The organism is Streptomyces sp. NPDC058045, from assembly GCF_042885635.1.
In the GTDB taxonomy this organism is placed as follows: domain Bacteria; phylum Actinomycetota; class Actinomycetes; order Streptomycetales; family Streptomycetaceae; genus Streptomyces.
In genome coordinates this window covers 42,196-59,743 of the sequence record NZ_JBHVRR010000010.1, presented here as the reverse complement: position 1 = coordinate 59,743, position 17,548 = coordinate 42,196, and the positions used below count along the sequence as shown (strand labels likewise).

13 protein-coding genes and 1 tRNA gene are annotated in these 17,548 nt (G+C 73.4%); 6 read left to right on the top strand and 8 right to left on the bottom strand.

Annotated features, from left to right (window positions below):
• Positions 1 to 73 precede the first annotated feature (73 nt).
• The 6 genes from ACFVST_RS09030 to ACFVST_RS09005 form a co-directional block, all read right to left on the bottom strand.
• On the bottom strand, positions 74 to 619 hold the full coding sequence (locus ACFVST_RS09030) for a hypothetical protein (RefSeq protein WP_390148348.1): 546 nt from the start codon (positions 617 to 619) through the stop codon (positions 74 to 76).
• A 43-nt stretch (positions 620 to 662) separates the two neighbouring features.
• Positions 663 to 1,262, bottom strand: a complete 600-nt coding sequence (gene pth, locus ACFVST_RS09025) for an aminoacyl-tRNA hydrolase (protein ID WP_390148346.1) — start codon at positions 1,260 to 1,262, stop codon at positions 663 to 665.
• Positions 1,263 to 1,379: 117 nt separating this feature from the next.
• Positions 1,380 to 1,973 carry a 50S ribosomal protein L25/general stress protein Ctc gene (locus ACFVST_RS09020; protein ID WP_390148344.1) on the bottom strand — a complete coding sequence of 198 codons (594 nt, stop codon included), beginning with the start codon at positions 1,971 to 1,973 and terminating at the stop codon, positions 1,380 to 1,382.
• A gap of 203 nt (positions 1,974 to 2,176) precedes the next feature.
• Complete coding sequence (locus ACFVST_RS09015) at positions 2,177 to 3,151, bottom strand: ribose-phosphate diphosphokinase (RefSeq protein WP_390148342.1); 975 nt, start codon at positions 3,149 to 3,151, stop codon at positions 2,177 to 2,179.
• Between the two features lie 148 nt (positions 3,152 to 3,299).
• Positions 3,300 to 4,745, bottom strand: coding sequence for a bifunctional UDP-N-acetylglucosamine diphosphorylase/glucosamine-1-phosphate N-acetyltransferase GlmU (glmU, locus tag ACFVST_RS09010; RefSeq protein ID WP_390148340.1), 1,446 nt, complete (start codon positions 4,743 to 4,745; stop codon positions 3,300 to 3,302).
• 153 nt (positions 4,746 to 4,898) lie between these two features.
• Positions 4,899 to 4,971: transfer RNA gene (locus ACFVST_RS09005), tRNA-Gln, on the bottom strand.
• 166 nt (positions 4,972 to 5,137) lie between these two features.
• On the opposite strand from ACFVST_RS09005, the gene ACFVST_RS09000 reads away from it, so the two are divergent.
• Entirely contained in the window at positions 5,138 to 6,502 is a 1,365-nt protein-coding gene (locus ACFVST_RS09000; RefSeq protein ID WP_390148338.1) for a sensor histidine kinase, read from the top strand.
• Positions 6,503 to 6,547: 45 nt separating this feature from the next.
• Here the strand turns inward: ACFVST_RS09000 and ACFVST_RS08995 are convergent, their stop codons facing one another.
• On the bottom strand, positions 6,548 to 7,051 hold the full coding sequence (locus tag ACFVST_RS08995) for an SUKH-3 domain-containing protein (RefSeq protein WP_390148336.1): 504 nt from the start codon (positions 7,049 to 7,051) through the stop codon (positions 6,548 to 6,550).
• A 34-nt stretch (positions 7,052 to 7,085) separates the two neighbouring features.
• Complete coding sequence (locus ACFVST_RS08990) at positions 7,086 to 7,577, bottom strand: YwqJ-related putative deaminase (protein WP_390148334.1); 492 nt, start codon at positions 7,575 to 7,577, stop codon at positions 7,086 to 7,088.
• Between the two features lie 232 nt (positions 7,578 to 7,809).
• On the opposite strand from ACFVST_RS08990, the gene ACFVST_RS08985 reads away from it, so the two are divergent.
• From ACFVST_RS08985 to ACFVST_RS08965, 5 genes are all read left to right on the top strand, one after another.
• The gene (locus ACFVST_RS08985; protein WP_390148332.1) at positions 7,810 to 8,811 is read left to right on the top strand and encodes an SMI1/KNR4 family protein; all 1,002 of its coding nucleotides are present in this window, start codon (positions 7,810 to 7,812) and stop codon (positions 8,809 to 8,811) included.
• Positions 8,812 to 8,818: 7 nt separating this feature from the next.
• Positions 8,819 to 11,350: an SUKH-4 family immunity protein gene (locus ACFVST_RS08980; RefSeq protein ID WP_390148330.1), complete on the top strand. Its 2,532-nt coding sequence runs from the start codon at positions 8,819 to 8,821 to the stop codon at positions 11,348 to 11,350.
• A gap of 201 nt (positions 11,351 to 11,551) precedes the next feature.
• A complete protein-coding gene (locus tag ACFVST_RS08975; RefSeq protein WP_390148328.1) occupies positions 11,552 to 12,430 on the top strand; it encodes a DivIVA domain-containing protein in 879 nt (292 codons plus the stop codon).
• A 657-nt stretch (positions 12,431 to 13,087) separates the two neighbouring features.
• Positions 13,088 to 13,876, top strand: a complete 789-nt coding sequence (locus ACFVST_RS08970) for an ABC transporter ATP-binding protein (protein WP_390148326.1) — start codon at positions 13,088 to 13,090, stop codon at positions 13,874 to 13,876.
• Positions 13,873 to 16,455, top strand: a complete 2,583-nt coding sequence (locus ACFVST_RS08965) for an ABC transporter permease (RefSeq protein ID WP_390148324.1) — start codon at positions 13,873 to 13,875, stop codon at positions 16,453 to 16,455. Before ACFVST_RS08970 ends, ACFVST_RS08965 begins: the two co-directional genes overlap by 4 nt.
• Positions 16,456 to 17,548: the final 1,093 nt, after the last annotated feature.

Here is a 17,548-nt window from a genome sequence, read left to right as displayed (position 1 = left end):
GCCGACGCCCGTGCCCCGTACCGGTCCAAGTCCGGTACGGGGCACGGGCGTTGAGGCGGCCGGACATGCCCGGCTAGGCGGTGGCGAAGGACACGGAGAGGAGGGCGAGGCCGAGGAGTCCGGCCGCCCAGGCGGTGCGCCGCAGGCGGAGGCCGCCACCGGCCACCACCGCGGCCAGCACCAGGGCGCCGCCCAGCGGCAGCCAGGCGTAGGACAGGCCGGGCAGCCCGGTCCGCAGCACGGTGGAGGTGCCGGGCTTCACCACCACCGGCAGCCGGTCACCGCGGCTCGCGCCCACCGTCTGGTCGAGGACCAGCCCCGTCCGCGGCTTCGCCCCGGACGACGGCGACCGCGGGGTGAGCGTGCCCCGGCACGCGTCGCTGCCGCAGGACGTCACGGTCAGGGTGCCGCGTTCGTGGTCACGCGCCGACATCACATACTGCGCCGTCCCCCACGACGCCCAGATCCCGGCCACCACCAGCAGCACCGCGACGGCGGCCAGCGCCACCTGCCGCGCCAGGAGCAGCAGCCCGAAGGCGCTCTCCCCGGCGCGGCGGCTGCGACTGCGGCGCACGTTCCCGGGTGCGGAGTCGGTGATTCCGGCAGTTGGGTAAGGCATGGCGGCGATCCTTGGCCATGCCCCGCCGCCGGGTCAACAGCGGTCAGCCGTTGTACGCGCTCTGGGCCCGCTCCAGGCCCTCGGTGAGGAGGCACTCGACGGCGTCGGCGGCCCGGTCCACGAAGTAGTCGAGTTCCTTGCGTTCGGCGGACGAGAAGTCCTTGAGCACGAAGTCAGCGACCTGCATCCGGCCGGGCGGGCGGCCGATTCCGAAGCGCAGCCGGTGGTATTCCGCGCCCATCGCCTTCGTCATGGACTTCAGCCCGTTGTGTCCGTTGTCACCACCGCCGAGCTTCAGCCGGAGCACCCCGTAGTCGATGTCGAGTTCGTCGTGGATCGCCACGATCTGCTCCACGGGTACCTTGTAGAAGTCCCGCAGCGCGGCCACCGGACCGCCGGAGAGGTTCATGTACGACATGGGCTTGGCGAGGACCACCCGCCGGCCGGCCGGGCCGGGGCCGCCGATGCGGCCCTCCACGATCTGCGCCTGGCCCTTGGCGCTCCGCTTGAACCGGCCGCCGGCCCGGTCCGCGAGCAGGTCCGCCACCATGAAGCCCACATTGTGCCGGTTCATCGCATAGCCGGGCCCCGGATTGCCCAGGCCCACCACCAGCCAGGGTGTGTTCCCGCCGTCCACCGTCATCGCCGCCTTTCCTGGTCGTACCGGTCGAAATCGTCACCGAAGTCCCCGTACACGCGGGCCGCCGCCCGGTACCCACGGCACCGGGCGGCGGCTTGCAGCGCAGGGGAGCGGGGCGGCTCAGGCCTCGGCGGCCTCCGCGCCCTCATCGCCCTCGGTCGCGGCGGCCTCCTCGGCCTGCGCGGCCAGCACCTGGAGGACGACCGCGTCCTCCTCGATGCCCAGCACCACACCGGACGGCAGGGTGATGTCCTTGGCCAGGACGGAGGCGCCGGCCTCCAGGCCCTCGACGGACACGGTGACCGACTCGGGGATGTGGGTGGCCTCGGCCTCGACGGGCAGCGCGTTCAGCACGTGCTCCAGCAGGTTGCCGCCGGGCGCCAGGTCGCCCTCGGCGTGCACCGGGATCTCGACGGAGACCTTCTCACCGCGCTTGACCAGCAGCAGGTCGACGTGCTCCAGGAAGCCCTTGACCGCGTCACGCTGCACGGCCTTCGGGATGGCCAGCTCGTTCTTGCCGCCGACCGACAGGGACAGCAGGACGTTCGGCGTACGCAGCGCCATCTGCAGCTCGTGGCCGGGGAGGGTGAGGTGGACCGGGTCGGTGCCGTGGCCGTAGAGGACACCGGGGACCTTGTCGGCGCGGCGGATACGGCGGGCGGCGCCCTTGCCGAACTCGGTACGCGCCTCGGCGGCGAGCTTCACCTCGGACATATGCACTCCTCGTATACAGGGACTTCAGTGATGTGGCGGTCACCCGGCCACACGACTGGCCTGCTACGAAGAGCGCGTCGATTACGGACCGCCGCACCGAGCGGTGCGGCCTCCCTCGCCGAGCAACGCGGGCAGTCTACTCAGCGGGAAGGCCGCACTCCAAAAGGATCATGCGCGAGGGACCTGCGGGGGCACTGCCGGGATCACTGCTCCTCGAAGAGGCTCGTCACCGAGCCGTCCTCGAAGACCTCCCGCACCGCGCTGGCGATGGTCGGCGCGATCGACAGCACCGTGATCTTGTCCAGTTCCAACTCGCCCGGCGTGGGCAGGGTGTCGGTGAAGACGAACTCACTGACCTTCGAATTCTTCAGCCGGTCCGCGGCCGGGCCGGACAGCACACCGTGGGTGGCGGTGACGATGACGTCGTCCGCGCCGTGCGCGAAGAGGGCGTCCGCGGCGGCGCAGATGGTGCCACCGGTGTCGATCATGTCGTCCACCAGGACGCAGACGCGGCCCTTCACATCACCGACGACCTCGTGCACGGTGACCTGGTTCGCCACGTCCTTGTCGCGCCGCTTGTGCACGATGGCCAGCGGCGCGCTCAGCCGGTCGCACCAGCGGTCCGCGACCCGCACCCGGCCGGCGTCCGGCGAGACCACCGTCAGCTTGTCCCGGTCGACCTTGGCGCCCACGTAGTCCGCGAGGATCGGCAGCGCGAAGAGGTGGTCCACCGGGCCGTCGAAGAAGCCCTGGATCTGGTCGGTGTGCAGATCGACGGTGAGGATGCGGTCGGCGCCCGCGGTGCGCATCAGGTCCGCCACCAGCCGGGCCGAGATCGGCTCCCGGCCGCGGTGTTTCTTGTCCTGCCGGGCGTAGCCGTAGAACGGCACGATCACGGTGATGCTCCTGGCCGACGCCCGCTTCAGGGCGTCGATCATGATGAGCTGCTCCATGATCCACTTGTTGATGGGAGCGGTGTGGCTCTGGATCAGGAAGCAGTCGGCCCCGCGGGCCGACTCCTGGTAGCGCACATAGATCTCGCCGTTGGCGAAATCGAAGGCCTTCGTCGGCACGATGCCGACCCCCAACTGATGGGCGACCTCCTCGGCCAACTCGGGGTGGGCGCGGCCGGAGAAGAGCATCAGTTTCTTCTCGCCGGTCGTCTTGATCCCGGTCACAGCACAGTCTCCTCGACGTGTTCTCGGCTGCTGCACCCGCCCGCGTCCCACGGCAACGAGTCAGCCTCGGTGTCATTCCGGGAAACTCCGGGCCCCCGGGATGTGTGCACATATCACGGTACGCCCCGGGGGACGCACCTGTTTCCGGTCAGTCCTCGCCGACCTGCTTCCGGGCAGCCGCCTCGGCCGCCTTCGCCGCCGCGCTCCCCGGACGCTTCCTGGCCACCCAGCCCCCGATATTCCGCTGCTGACCACGTGCCACGGCCAGCGAACCGGCCGGCACATCCTTGGTGATCACCGAGCCCGCCGCGGTGTAGGCCCCGTCCCCGATCGTGACCGGAGCCACAAACATGTTGTCGGAGCCGGTCTTGCAGTGCGAGCCGACGGTGGTGTGGTGCTTGGACTCGCCGTCGTAGTTCACAAAGACGCTCGCCGCCCCGATGTTGGTGAACTCGCCGATCGTCGCGTCCCCCACGTACGACAGGTGCGGCACCTTGGTGCCCTCGCCGATCGTCGCGTTCTTCATCTCCACATAGGTGCCGGCCTTGGCGCCGGTACCGAGGCGGGTGCCGGGCCGCAGATAGGCGAACGGGCCGACCGAGGCGCCCTCGCCGACCTCCGCGCCGACCGCGACCGTGTTGTCCACCCGGGCGCCCGCCCCCACCGCGGTGTCCGTCAGCCGGGTGTTGGGCCCCACCTCGGCGCCCTCACCGACCCTGGTGGCGCCCAGTAGTTGGGTCCCCGGGTGCACCACCGCGTCCGGCCCGAACTCCACCGTCACATCGACCAGGGTGGACACCGGGTCGACGACGGTGACCCCGGCGAGCATGGCCCGCTCCAGCAGCCTGGCGTTCAGGACGGCGCGCGCCTCGGCCAGTTGGACCCGGTTGTTGATGCCGGCGATCTCCCGGTGGTCCGCGGCGACCGAGGCGCCCACCCGGTGCCCGTCGCCCCGCAGGATCCCCAGCACGTCCGGCAGATACTCCTCGCCCTGGCTGTTGTCGGTACGGACCCGGCCCAGGGCCTCGGCGAGCAGCCGCCCGTCGAACGCGAACACCCCCGAGTTGATCTCCCGGACGGCGCGCTGCTCCTCGGTGGCGTCCTTGTGCTCCACGATCCCGGTGACCGCCCCGGAGGCGTCCCGCACGATCCGCCCGTAGCCGGTGGCGTCCGGGACCTCGGCGGTGAGGACGGTGACCGCGTTGCCGTCCGCGGTGTGCGTCCGGGACAGCGCGGCCAGGGTGGCGCCGGTCAGCAGCGGGGTGTCCCCGCACACCACCAGCACCGTGCCGTCCACCGGACCGTCCAGCGACTCCAGCGCCATCCGCACCGCGTGCCCGGTGCCGTTCTGCTCCTCCTGGACCGCGGTCAGCGCCGCCGGGTCCACCGCGGCGACATGGGCGGCGACCTGCTCACGCGCGTGCCCCACCACGACCACCAGCCGCTCGGGGCCCAACTCCCGTGCCGCGGCCAGCACATGCCCCACCAGGGACCGGCCGCTGATCTCGTGCAGGACCTTCGGCGTGGCCGATTTCATACGGGTGCCCTCACCCGCTGCGAGGACGACGACGGCTGCCGGGCTGTTGGCGCTCACGGGACTGCCCTTCGGCTTCGGGTGCGGGGAGCTGCGCCGGGCGGCGGCCTCACGACCGCTGCGCCCGGCGGACATCCGCAGGATACCGGGGCGTTCCGGACCGGAAACGGGGGCGGGTCCCGCCGCGAACGGCCGGGACCCGCTGGAATGCAGCTCCCCCATCAGGATTCGAACCTGAACTTAAGGGACCAAAACCCTCTGTGCTGCCTGGTTACACCATGGGGGAGTAAACCCGGCCGAACCGGACGGTGCGCCTGCTCGGTGGGTCGGCACCCCACACTATGCCGCACCACCGGCCCTCCACGCGACGCCCTTTCCTCCCCCGGATGTTCCGGGCGACCGGGACCGAATCCGACCTGAGACCCTGTGGTCCGCACCTTTACGCTGGGGGCATGACCACGACGGGGGAAGACCGCACCGCGGCCGTGACCGGGCCGTGGTGGTGGGACCGCCGGCGGGGCGCGGTGCTCGATACGGGCCTCGGGCTGCTGTCGGCGCTGGAATGCGCACTGGAGGGCGTGGACTTCGCGGGGGACGCCGGGCTGCCGGTCCCCGTGGGTGTGGTGTTCGGCCTGGCGGCCGGTTCGGTACTGGTACTGCGGCGGCGGTGGCCGATCGCGGTGGTGCTGGTGTCGATCGCGGTGACCCCGGCGCAGATGGGCTTTCTGATGGGCCTCGTCGGCCTCTACACGCTGGCCGCGGCCGAGTTGCCGCGCCGCGTCATCGGCGCCCTGGCCGGTATGTCCATGGTGGGCACGCTGATCGTGACCGTCGTCCGCGCCCGGCAGGACATCGCGCACGGCAATCTGACGATCGGCGACTGGGCGGTGCCGTTCCTGGCGCTGACCACCTCGGTGGGCCTGACCGCGCCACCGCTGCTGCTCGGCCTCTATGTGGGGGCGCGGCGCCGGCTGATGGAGAGCCTGCGGGAGCGCGCCGACTCCCTGGAGCGGGAGCTGCAACTCCTCGCGGAGCGCGCGGAGGAGCGCGCCCAGTGGGCACGCAACGAGGAACGCACCCGTATCGCACGGGAGATGCACGATGTGGTGGCGCACCGGGTGAGCCTGATGGTGGTGCACGCGGCGGCCCTCCAGGCGGTGGCCCGCAAGGACCCGGAGAAGGCGGTGCGCAACGCCGCCCTGGTGGGCGACATGGGCCGGCAGGCGCTGACCGAACTGCGGGAGATGCTGGGGGTGTTGCGCTCCGGCGAGCCCCTGCCGCCCCCGGCCGCCACCCGCGCCGAGGACCGGGACGAGGGCCGGGAGGCGGCGGGTTCCGGGCTGCCGCTGGCGAAGGTCGGGGCGGCGGCCGCCGCGGCCGCCCGCGCGTCCGTGCCCCCCGCCGAGGACGGTACGGAGGGCCCCAGGCTGGCCGAGGTCGGGGAACTGGTCGAGCAGTCCCGGGCCGCCGGAATGACCGTCGAACTGTCCGTGGAGGGCGAACCGCCCTGCTACGCACGGGTGGTGGAGCAGACCACGTACCGGGTGGTGCAGGAGGCGCTGACCAATGTGCACAAGCACGCGGCGGGCGCCCGGGCCACGGTGCGGCTGGCGCACCGCACCGTGGAGATCGCCATGCAGGTCGAGAACGGCCCGGCCCCCCAGGGAGACGCCGGTGCCGGCCTCCCCAGCGGCGGCAACGGCCTCCTCGGCATGAAGGAACGCGTGTCCGCCCTCGGCGGAGTTTTCGTCTCCGGCCCCACCGACGCGGGCGGCTACCGAGTCTCCGCGGTCATCCCGGCCACCGGCCGCACCTGAACCCGGGGTGGTCCGGGCACCGGGGCCGCTCCGAACGGCGCCCGCTCAGCCCAAGGTGAGGCGGTGGGGGTGGTGGCCGGAGAGCAGGAGGGTGAGGGCCTGGTCGAGGTCGGCGCCCAGGTACCAGTCGCCGCTGTGGTCCAGGCTGTAGACCCGCCCGTCGCAGTCCATCGCCAGCAGTGCCTGGTGCTCGCGGTCCGCGGTGACCTCCTCGCCCAGGGGGCACACCTCGGTGCCGAGGGCGCGTCCCAGATCGGCCAGGGTGCGGGCCATGTGCAGGCCGTGCAGCGGGTCGAGCCACAGCGCGGCCGGGGCCAGGGCCTGTCCGGGCCCGCCCGGTTCGATGTGCAGCCCGCCGAACTCGGCCCAGGCCTCCACCGCGGCCGGGAAGAGTCCGTGCCGGTGCCCGCCGGGCGACACATACCCGCGGAGGGTGTCCGCCCAGTGCTCGGCCTGCCTTATGTCCCAGCGGCCGGGCTGCCAGCCCGCCGCGCGGAGCGCGGTGTCCACAAGGCCGGGAAAGCGGGCGGTGGTGGTGCGGTCGTACATGGCCCCGTCGGTCCTGTCGGTCGTCTCAGTCGTCTCAGGCGTGGGTCGGGTCCACCACGTGGACACCGAAGTGGTTGGTCAGTGCCGCGCAGGCCCGGCATGGGCGGGCGAAGTCGCCGTGCAGCGGGTCGCCGTCCTCGCGGATGCGGCGGGTGGTGAGCCTGGCCTGCCGCAGCGCCTTGCGGGCCTCGCCGTTCGTCATCGGCTTGCGGCGGGCCCGCTTGCCGCGGGACTCGTCGACGGCCGTCAGATGCCGGGAGATGAGCGTGGTCTCGGCGCAGCGCCCGGTGAACCGGTCGCGCTTCGCGATGGGCAGCGAGTCCAGGAAGTCCTGCACCAGCGGGTGCAGCGTGGGCGGTTCCTCACCGCGCGCCGGGGTCCCGGTGAGGGTCTCGCCGCGTACCGAGAGGGCGGCGGCGACCGTGGGGAGGATGCCGTCGCGGCGGTGCAGCAGGGTGGGGGCCGGGCCGGCCCGGGTGCCGCCGCGGTCCACGCGCTGGTCGTCCTGTGATGGTGCCGCGTGCATCGTTCCCTCCCGCCCCGCGGTGGCTCCGCGGGTCCTGCGTCCCCCGTTGGTGCGGGAACAGACTGCCAAACGGTGCCGCGGCCCGGAAAGCCGGGCGGTGGCGACACGCGGACGCGGCCCCGGATCGTCACGAGGTGTGACGGCAGGTCACGGAAGCGGCGGGCCGATGACCGGGCTGCCGGTACCGCTTAGGCTGTCGTCCATCCGTGACACGCAGCAGGGGGCAGACGCCATGACGACAGGTCGGCCCGGACTGGGGACTCATCCCGGCGCCGGTGGACAGACCGCTGGACCGAATGCGGCGTACGCCGGGCAGGTGGTGCACTTTCCGGACCCGGTGCGCGCCGCGCGGCACCCCAGAGGCGTGCGGATGGACGAGTACGGCCACCCGGACTTCTCGCCGTACGCACGGGTGGCCGCGGAGATCGCGGACCCCCCGGAGGGCTTCGGGGTGGACGAGCTGCGGCTCACGGACTACGTCTCGGCGAACGCGGCGGCCGCCGCGAGTGGCCATGAGCTGTGGGCGAAGATCCCCGCGGTGGCCACCCCGCAGCACTGGACCTGGCACCACGTGGCGGGCTCCCGCCGCCTGGAGCTGGTGCCGGTCGAGGTGAAGGCGCTGCTGCGGCACCACGGCGGGCTGGCCACGGCCGCCGTCGACCAGGCCAAGCGCGGCACCCGCCCGCTCCAGGAGACCAGGCCGGCCCATGTCCGGCTGCCCTCCTCGGGGGTGTCGGTGCCGGAGCGGCGGATCCAGGGCGTCGAGGAGGACCTCGGCTACCGGCTGCCCGGCGCCTACCGGTCGTTCCTGAAGGCCGCGGGCGGCTGCGCCCCGGTGGGTGCGGCACTGGACGCGGAGTGGGGGCTGCTGGTGGACCAGCCGTTCTTCACGGTCCGCGACGAGGCCGCGGTGGACGATCTGGTGTACATCAACAAGTGCCTGCGTGATCACCTCACCAAGGACTACCTGGGCGTCGGTTTCGCGCAGGGCGGCATCCTCGCCGTCAAGGTGCGCGGCGAACACACCGGTTCGGTGTGGTTCTGCGCCTATGACGACGCGCGGGACGCGGACGGCTGGTCGACCGCGGAGCGGGTGGAGCGGCTGCTGCTGCCCTGCGGCGCGGACTTCGACGTGTTTCTGGAGCGACTGGCCGGGAATCCGCCGGAGTTGGAGACCGTGGCCAACCTGATGGTGGACGGCGGTTTCGCCCGTGTCGTCCCGGTGGGGGAGTGAGTACCCGATGGTGACCTTCGCGCAGGCGCAGGAGCGCGCCGAGGAGTGGATCAACGGAGAGGTGCCCGGGTACCAGCATCGGGCGGTGCGGGTACAGGAGTTCGGGCTGGGCTTCGTGGCGTGGGCGGAGGACCGGGAGGACGGGCCCCGCTCGGAGGGCGGCGCCCAGCGCCTGGTCATCGCCCGCGACACCGGCGACGCCTCCCTCTGGCCGGGCCTGCCGGTGGACGAGGTGATCCGCTGCTACGAGGAGGAGTACGGCGGTGTGCCCGCGGCGCCCGAGCCGCCCGCGCAGCCGGAGCGGGTCGACCTCAACCAGACGTCGTTCCTGCTGAGCCCCCCGGAGTGGCTCCAGGAGGCGGCCGACAAGATGGGCATCCCGGACCACCGCCCGGAGCCCGCCGCCCCCGTCGCCCCCGCGGTTCCGGACGCCCCGGAGCCGCCGGCCCCGCCCGCTCCGGAGCCGGTCCCGTCCGCGCTGTCCGTCCCGGCGCCCCCGGAGTCCGCGGTGCCCCCTGCGCCCCCTGCGCCGCCCGGGCCCGCGGAGCCGGAGGCGCCCACTCCGTGGGCCGGTACCGACACCAACGCGGACGCGGGGGAGGACCGTTCGGTGCCGCTGCCCGCGACGGTGTTCTCGCCGCCGCTGGTCGGCGCCGACGACGATGACACCCCGCCGCCCTCGGTGACCCCGGAGGCGAAGACGGCCCTGATGTCGGGCGGCAGCCAGCTCCCGGCCACCACCGTCTCCCCCGCCCTGAACACCCCGTCCCCGCAGCCCCCGCCCCCCGACGCCGGCTACGGATACCCCGCCCCGCAGACACCCCCCGCCGAGGGCTCCTACGGATATCCGGCACCGCAGACACCGCCCGCGGAGGGCTCCTACGGGTACCCGGCTCCGCAGACCCCGCCGCCGCCCCCCGGGGAGAACGCGGACGGCCCGGCGACCCCGCCCCCGTCCGGCGGTTCGGGCGGCGGCTCCTATGTGCCGACCCAACTCGTGTCCTCGCTGGGCCCGGACGGGCCGCAGCCGCCCGCCGAGCCCGGTGCGCCCAAGCCGCCCGGCGCCACTCCGCCGCCCTCCGGCGGGGTGCACGCGGCGGCCACCATGCTCGCCGACCCCAGCCAGGGCGGCGGCCTCAAACCCCCGCAGCCCCCCGGCGCCCCGGGCGCCCCGCATCCGCCGAACCCGCCCGGCACCCCCGGCACCCCGCCCCCGCCGAGCGCCCCCGGCACCCCCGGCACCCCGTCGTCCGGCAATGTCCCGTACGCGGCGACGATGCTGGCCGATCCCAGCCAGGGCGGCGGTATCAAGCCGCCGCAGCCTCCGGGCGCCCCGGGCACCCCGAGTACGCCGCCTCCGCCGAGTGCGCCGGGGGCTCCGGGTACTCCGCCGCCGGGTGGTTCCGCGGGGGGCGGGGTTCATGCGGCGGCGACGATGCTCGCCGGTCCGGCGGCGCCGCCCCCGCCGTCCGGTCCGGGGATGCCGCCGCCGGGTCCCGGGATGCCGCCGGGGCCTGGGGGTCCGCCCGCCGGGGCCGGGTATCCGCCGCAGGCGCCTTCGGGGCTGCCCACGGTCGGCCCCGGCTATCAGGCGGTGCTGCGCTACCGTGCCGCCGACGGGTCCGAGCAGCAGTTGATCCGCCGCTCCGCGCCGGGCACCCCGCACCCGGAGTGGCAGATCCTGCACGAGCTGCGGGCGATGAACGTGCCGCCGCAGCAGGTCCTGGAGCTGCACACCGAGCTGGAGTCCTGCGAGCTGCCCGGCGCGTACTGCGCGCGCATGATCCGGGAGACCTGGCCGCAGGCCCGGATCACCTCGATCGCCCCGTACGGCAAGGACCATGCCTCGCGGCAGCAGGGTATGCAGCAACTCCTCGCGCATCAGGGCGAGTTGCATCAGGTGGCGGACGGGCCTGCCCGGTCGGCGCCGGTGCGGGCGCCGCTGGGGCAGGTGCAGCAGGCGCCGCCGCTGCCGCCGGACGGGGTGGCGCAGGAGCTGGCCGGGGCCTTCGGGCCGGGTGTGTTCCGTTTCGACCAGCGGGCGGTGTCCCGGCAGGGTGTGCCCGAGGTGGTGGCGACGACCCTGATGTGGGCGGGCCTGCCGGTGGACCTGGGGCCGTTCTTCTGGGCGCAGGCCCAGCCGGGCCGCCCGGTGCCGACGCTCGCGGAGATGGCGCAGGAGCGCGGGGTGCAGCCGGCGTCCGACGCGGGCTCGTATCTGGTGATGGGCAGCGACTTCGGGCGTGCCATCTGTGTGCAGTACGGCACGGCGAACATCGTGGCGGTGCCGGTGGAGGCCGGTCCGGGCGGGGCGCCGGTGCCGCCGCAGTTCGTCAACTCGGGGCTGCCGGAGTTCGTCCGCTGCCTGGCGCTGCTGGGCCGGATGTGGCGGCTGAGGTTCGGTCTGAACCAGGAGCAGGCGGGCCGCTGGACGGTCGACTTCCAGGCGCAGCTCGCGGCTCTGGACCCGGCGGCGCTGGCCTCTCCGGAGGGCTGGTGGTCGGTGATCCTGGAGCAGATGTGGGACGGCCTCCTGTAGCGCCCGCCGCCGCCCGTCAGGCGCCCCGCCCCACCAAGTGGGGCCGGGCGCCTGCCCGTTCACCGCACCGCCGCGTGTCCCCCTGCCATGCTCTCCGCCGGTTCGTACGCGGATTCGGACTTCCCGTACCAATGGCGCATCCTTGGTGGAAGGGTTCGCGAGGGTACGGACCGGGTCGTCGGAGGAGAAGGAGAGTCCGCGGTGAGCAGTGCACCGGTGTCGCCGCACGGCTATGGCGCCGTCCGTGGGCGCGGCTACCGGCGGGCCCAGGTCGACGCCCGCACCACGCTGCTGCTGCGGGAGCGCCGTGAGGCGGGGGAGCGGGTCGCGGAGCTGACGGCGCTGGTGGAGCGGGCGGAGGCGGAGGCGCAGCGGCTGCGGGCGGCGGTCGCGGGGCTGGTGCCGCCCGCGTACGAGGAGTTGGGGGAGCGGGCGCTGCGGCTGCTGGCGCTGGTGGAGGCGGAGGCCGAGGAGCTGCGGGAGGGCGCCCGCGCCGCGGGGGAGCGGCTGGTGGAGGAGGCCCGTGCGGACGGTGAGCGGCTGGTCGGCGAGGCGCGCGCCGCGGGGCAGCGGTTGCGGGACGGCGCGGAGGAGGCGGCCGGGGCGCGGCTGGCGGCGGCCCGCGGGGAGGCGGGGCGGCTGACGGGGGCGGCGGAGGAGGACGCCGGGACGTGGCGCGGTGAGGCGGAGGGGACCGCACGGGAGCTGTACGAGTGGGGTGAGCGGCTGCTGGCGGCGGGGCGTTCGGAGCGGGCGGAGCGGCGGGCGGCGGCGGAGCGGGAGTTGACCGGTCTGGCGGCGCGCGGCGAGGAGCGGCGGCAGGATCTGCTGGCGGCGGCCGGGGAGCGGCTGGCGGCGGCGGAGCGGGCGCTGGCGGCGGAGCGGGAGTCGGCCCGCCACGGTCAGGAGGACGCCGCGGAGCTGCTGGCGGCGGCCGGGGTGGCGGCGGAGCAGGTGGAGCGGGAGACGGAACGGGTCCTTCGGGAGCACACCGCCCGCGGGGACGAGGTGCGGGCCCATATGGATCACGTCGGCGCCACCCTCGCCGCTCTCACCGGCCGCCCCGACACCGGGCACTGACCCGCCCCTCCCCCTCTCCACCCCCCCCGGATTCCTCAACTGGCCTCGGGCGGAACGGGGTTGGGCGGCCCCCGGGGGAGGGGTGCGGGTGGAGGCCGGGTGGACACCGGGGGTGGAGGCGGCCCGCAGGCCTCTCCACCGCCGGGTTGAGTTCCCCTAGGGGGTTCTCCATACCGGGGTGCGGTGCACGTTCGTCCCAGGGGACGACGAGAGCAGGGGCCGGCGTTCACTACTCTGTTCGCACAGGACGTCAGAGCACGGGGGACGCCATGGACGGCGGCGGAGCTATGGGCACACGCGGAGCAGCGCGGTACCGCGGGTGCCGGGGTGGGGTTGTCCCCCGCCTCACACGGGGCCGGGCCCCAGCGCGAAGACCCGCCCCGTGACGGCAGAATGAGCCGGGCGGCGCACGGCCCGCGGCCGTGAACTGCCCTCAGCACGAACCGAGTTCGACCCGACCGCCGATCACGACGGCCCCGGCGCACCGGCACCGGAGCCGTCGCGGCACCCGCTGCCGCGCCCCGGCCCATGGCCGGTACTGTCGCTCGCGGCATTTTCCGCCCGCGGCCCAGGCAGGGCCCGGAAAGCATCCCTGACGCCAGGACGCCCCACCGGTGGCCCGGCTGACGACCCGTCAACCGACATAGGAGAAGAACCGTGACAACGGCTGTGACCACTCCCCAGCACGGGGGTACCGGAGGGCGCACGGGCTCAGCCGCACGGGCGCGGCAGCTCGTCAAGACGTACGGCGAGGGCGAGACCCGCGTCGCCGCCCTCGACCATGTCGATGTGGACATCGCGAGCGGCAAGTTCACCGCGATCATGGGTCCGTCGGGCTCCGGCAAGTCGACCCTGATGCACTGCCTGGCGGGCCTGGACACCGTCACCTCGGGCCAGATCTTCCTCGACGAGACGGAGATCACCGGCCTCAAGGACAAGAAGCTGACGAAGCTGCGCCGCGACCGGATCGGCTTCATCTTCCAGGCGTACAACCTGCTGCCCACGCTGAACGCCCTGGAGAACATCACCCTGCCGATGGACATCGCGGGCCGCAAGATCGACCAGGACTGGCTGGACCAGGTGGTGTCGACGGTGGGGCTGGCGGAGCGCCTCAAGCACCGGCCGGCGCAGCTCTCCGGCGGCCAGCAGCAGCGCGTCGCGGTGGCCCGTGCGCTCGCCGCCCGCCCCGAGATCATCTTCGGTGACGAGCCGACCGGAAACCTCGACTCCCGGGCCGGCGCCGAAGTCCTCGGCTTCCTCCGCACCTCCGTCACCGAACTCGGCCAGACCATCGTGATGGTCACCCACGACCCGGTCGCCGCCGGCTACGCGGACCGGGTCATCTTCCTCGCCGACGGCCGCATCGTCGACGACATGGCCGACCCGACCGCCGACCGGGTCCTGGACCGGATGCGGAACTTCGACGCGCGGGGGCGCACCTCATGAGTGTGCTCAAGACCTCCATGCGCAACTTCCTCGCGCACAAGGGCCGGATGGCGCTGTCCGCGGTCGCCGTCCTGCTGTCCGTGGCGTTCGTCTGCGGCACGTTGGTGTTCACCGACACCATGAACACCACCTTCGACAAGCTGTTCGCGACGACCTCCCCGGACGTCACCGTCACCCCCAAGCCGGCCGGCGGCGGCGACGGGGACGGCGGCATGGGTGGCACCGGCCGCCCCGATTCGATGCCCGCCTCGGTACGCGACCGGGTGGCCCATGTCGAGGGTGTCGCCGCCGCTGAGGGCGGCGTCACCAGCATGGGCGTCACCGTCGTCGACGCCGACAACAAGAACGTCGGCCCCGCCACCGGCGCCCCCACCCTCGCCGGCAACTGGACCCGCAACGACCTCCGTTCCATGGAGATCACCTCCGGGCACGCGCCCCGCGGCCCCACCGACGTCATGATCGACGCCGACACCGCGGACAAGCACCACCTGAAGCTCGGCGACACCCTGCGCACCATCACGGTCAGCGGCGACTTCAAGGCCCGTATCTCCGGCATCGCCACCTTCAAGGTGACCAACCCGGGCGCCGCCGTCATCTACTTCGACAAGGCCACCGCGCAGCGCCAACTCCTCGGCGCCACCGGCCGGTTCACCCAGATCAACGTCACCGTGAAGGACGGCGTCAGTGACGACGCCGCCAAGCGGAACGTGGCGGCCGCCCTGAACGGCCCGTACAAGCTCCAGACGCAGCAGGAGGCCGCCGACGCCAACCGCGACAACATGGGCTCCATCCTCAACGTGCTGAAGTACGCCATGCTCGGCTTCGCCGGGATCGCGCTGCTGGTGGGGATCTTCCTCATCGTCAACACGTTCTCCATGCTGGTCGCGCAGCGCACCCGGGAGATCGGCCTGATGCGGGCCATCGGCTCCTCCCGCCGGCAGGTCAACGGCTCGGTGCTGGCGGAGGCCGTCCTCCTCGGAGTCGTCGGCTCCGTCCTCGGTATCGGCGCCGGAGTGGGCCTCGCGGTGGGCCTGATGAAGTTCATGGCGGCGTCCGGGATGGAACTCTCCACCAGTGACCTGACCGTCCGCTGGACCACCCCCGTCATCGGGCTTGCCCTCGGCGTCATCGTCACCGTCCTCGCCGCCTACCTCCCGGCCCGCCGCGCCGGGAAGATCTCCCCGATGGCCGCCCTGCGCAACGCGGGCACCTCGGAGAGCAGCCGCGCCGGCCGGATCCGCGCCGCGGTCGGTGTGGTCCTCAGCGTCGCCGGCGCCGGCGCCCTGTACGCGGCGGGCACCGCGGACAAGGCGACCAACGGTTCCGTCGCGCTCGGCCTCGGTGTGCTGCTCACCCTGATCGGACTGATCGCCGTGGGGCCGCTGCTGGCCTCGGTGGTGGTACGGGGCCTCAGCTTCGTACTGCTGCGGATCTTCGGCCCGGTCGGGCGGCTCGCCGAACGCAACGCGCTGCGCAACCCGCGGCGCACCGGCGCCACCGGCGCCGCCCTGATGATCGGCCTCGCCCTCGTCGCCTGCCTGTCCGTCGTCGGCTCCTCCATGGTGGCCTCGGCGACCAGCGAACTCGACAAGACCGTCGGCGCCGACTTCATCGTGCAGTCCTCCAGCGGCCAGCCCATCGTCCCGCAGGCCGCCGCGGCCATGGAGAAGGCACCCCACCTCAAGCACGTCACGCACTACCTGGGCGTCGACTCCAAGATCACCGCCCCCGACGGCAACACCGGCAAGCAGCAGGTCCTCGCCACCGACCGCAGCTACACCCAGGACGTACGGCGGGAGGTCGTCGACGGCACCCTCGCCGACGCCTACCGGCCCGGCGCCATGTCCGTCGGCGACGACTACGCCGGGAAGCACGACGTGAAGGTCGGCGACACCCTGACCGTCGCCTTCACCGGCGGCCGCACCGCCCATCTGAAGGTCGCCGCGATCACCTCCGACGAGGCCAGCGTCGACAAGGGCGCCATGTACACGAGCATCGGCACGGCGCGGAAGTACATCCCCGCCGACAAGCTGCCCAAGGACATGATGATGTTCGCGGCGGCCCTCGACGGCCAGCAGAAGCAGGCCTACCAGAGCCTCAAGGACGCCCTGAAGCCCTACCCGCAGTACTCGGTGCAGGACCAGACCGACTTCAAGCAGACCCTCAAGGACCAGGTCGGCCAACTCCTCAACATGGTCTACGGTCTGCTGGCGCTGGCGATCATCGTCGCCGTCCTCGGTGTGGTGAACACCCTGGCGCTGTCCGTGGTGGAACGCACCCGGGAGATCGGCCTGATGCGGGCGATCGGCATTTCCCGGCGGCAGTTGCGCCGCATGATCCGCCTGGAGTCGGTGGTGATCGCCCTCTTCGGCGCGCTCCTCGGCCTCGGGCTCGGCATGGGCTGGGGCGCCACCGCGCAGAAACTCCTCGCCCTCGAAGGCCTAGGCGTCCTCGACATCCCGTGGCCGACGATCACCACTGTCTTCATCGGCTCCGCCTTCGTCGGCCTCTTCGCCGCACTGGTCCCCGCGTTCCGCGCGGCCCGCATGAACATCCTCAACGCGATCGCAACGGACTAGCACGGATCCGGCTCGCGCCTGGCTCTCCGTCTGGCTCGCGCCGACTCTGCGTCCGGCTCCCTGTCTGGCTCGCGTCCGGCTCCCTGTCTGGCTCGCGCCCGGCTGCTCGTCTGGCTCGCGCCTTGTTCCCGCAGGGGGGGCGGCGGGAGTTGGGATCCGGGGGGAGAGACGGGGCGGGCAGGGGAACGGAGGAAGGGGCTGGGGGCCGGGGCATCGTCCCCGGCCCCCTTCTCCTTGCCCGGGGCCTGCGGTGGTCGGCCGCTTCTCTTTGCCTGCGCCCCTTGCCCGCGCCCGCATTCTTCGGCGCCTACTTTTTGCCCGGGCTCCTTGCTTGGGCCTGCGTTCTTCGGGTCTTCCTGCCTTCGCCCACGGTCTTCGGCTGCTTCTCCTCGCCTGCGCCTGCTCGGGCCTGACGGCGGGGGCGGAGCCGAGTCGGACCTCGCAGCCCCGGGCCTGCGCGCACACGGCGCCCGGTTCCTCCGCTTGCCGCCGACGTCGCAGCCCCGCGCGCCCGACCCTGCCGCGCCGTGGCCGGGTGCCAACGACTACGAATCGAGCCGGGCTCGTGCCCCTGGCCCTGCGCCTGCCCAGACCGATCAGCCCTGCGCGCGCCCGGTGCCCGGCCCGGCCTTGCCGCCGACTCCGCGGTCCGCCTGCGCCCGGCTCCGCGCCCGCCCCCGGCCGACCGGAACGGCACCGAACCGAGTTGGCTCTGCCGCGCCGAGGGGCGGGCCTGCCGGCGACGGCCAGGAACCGAGCCGGGCCTCGCGAGCCCGCCGAGCCGAGGCCTGTCGGCAAAGTAACCGGCCTCCGCGCACCCGGCGCCTGGCCCATCCGCTCGCCGTCGACTCCGCAGTCTCCGCCCGCCCGGCTCCGCGCCCGCCCCGGCCGGTCGGCAACGACACCGAACCGAGCCAGGCCCCTGCCCTCGGCCCCGCACCCGCCCAGCCCGGTCGTCGGCAACGGCACCGGTGATGGCCTCGTCACCCGCGGGCACCGCGCCCCAGCCTCCTGCCTGTACCCAACCCCGACCCACACCCTGACCGCGCCCCGCCGCCCCGCCGCCCCCAGCACCACCGCGCCGCACGGCCCC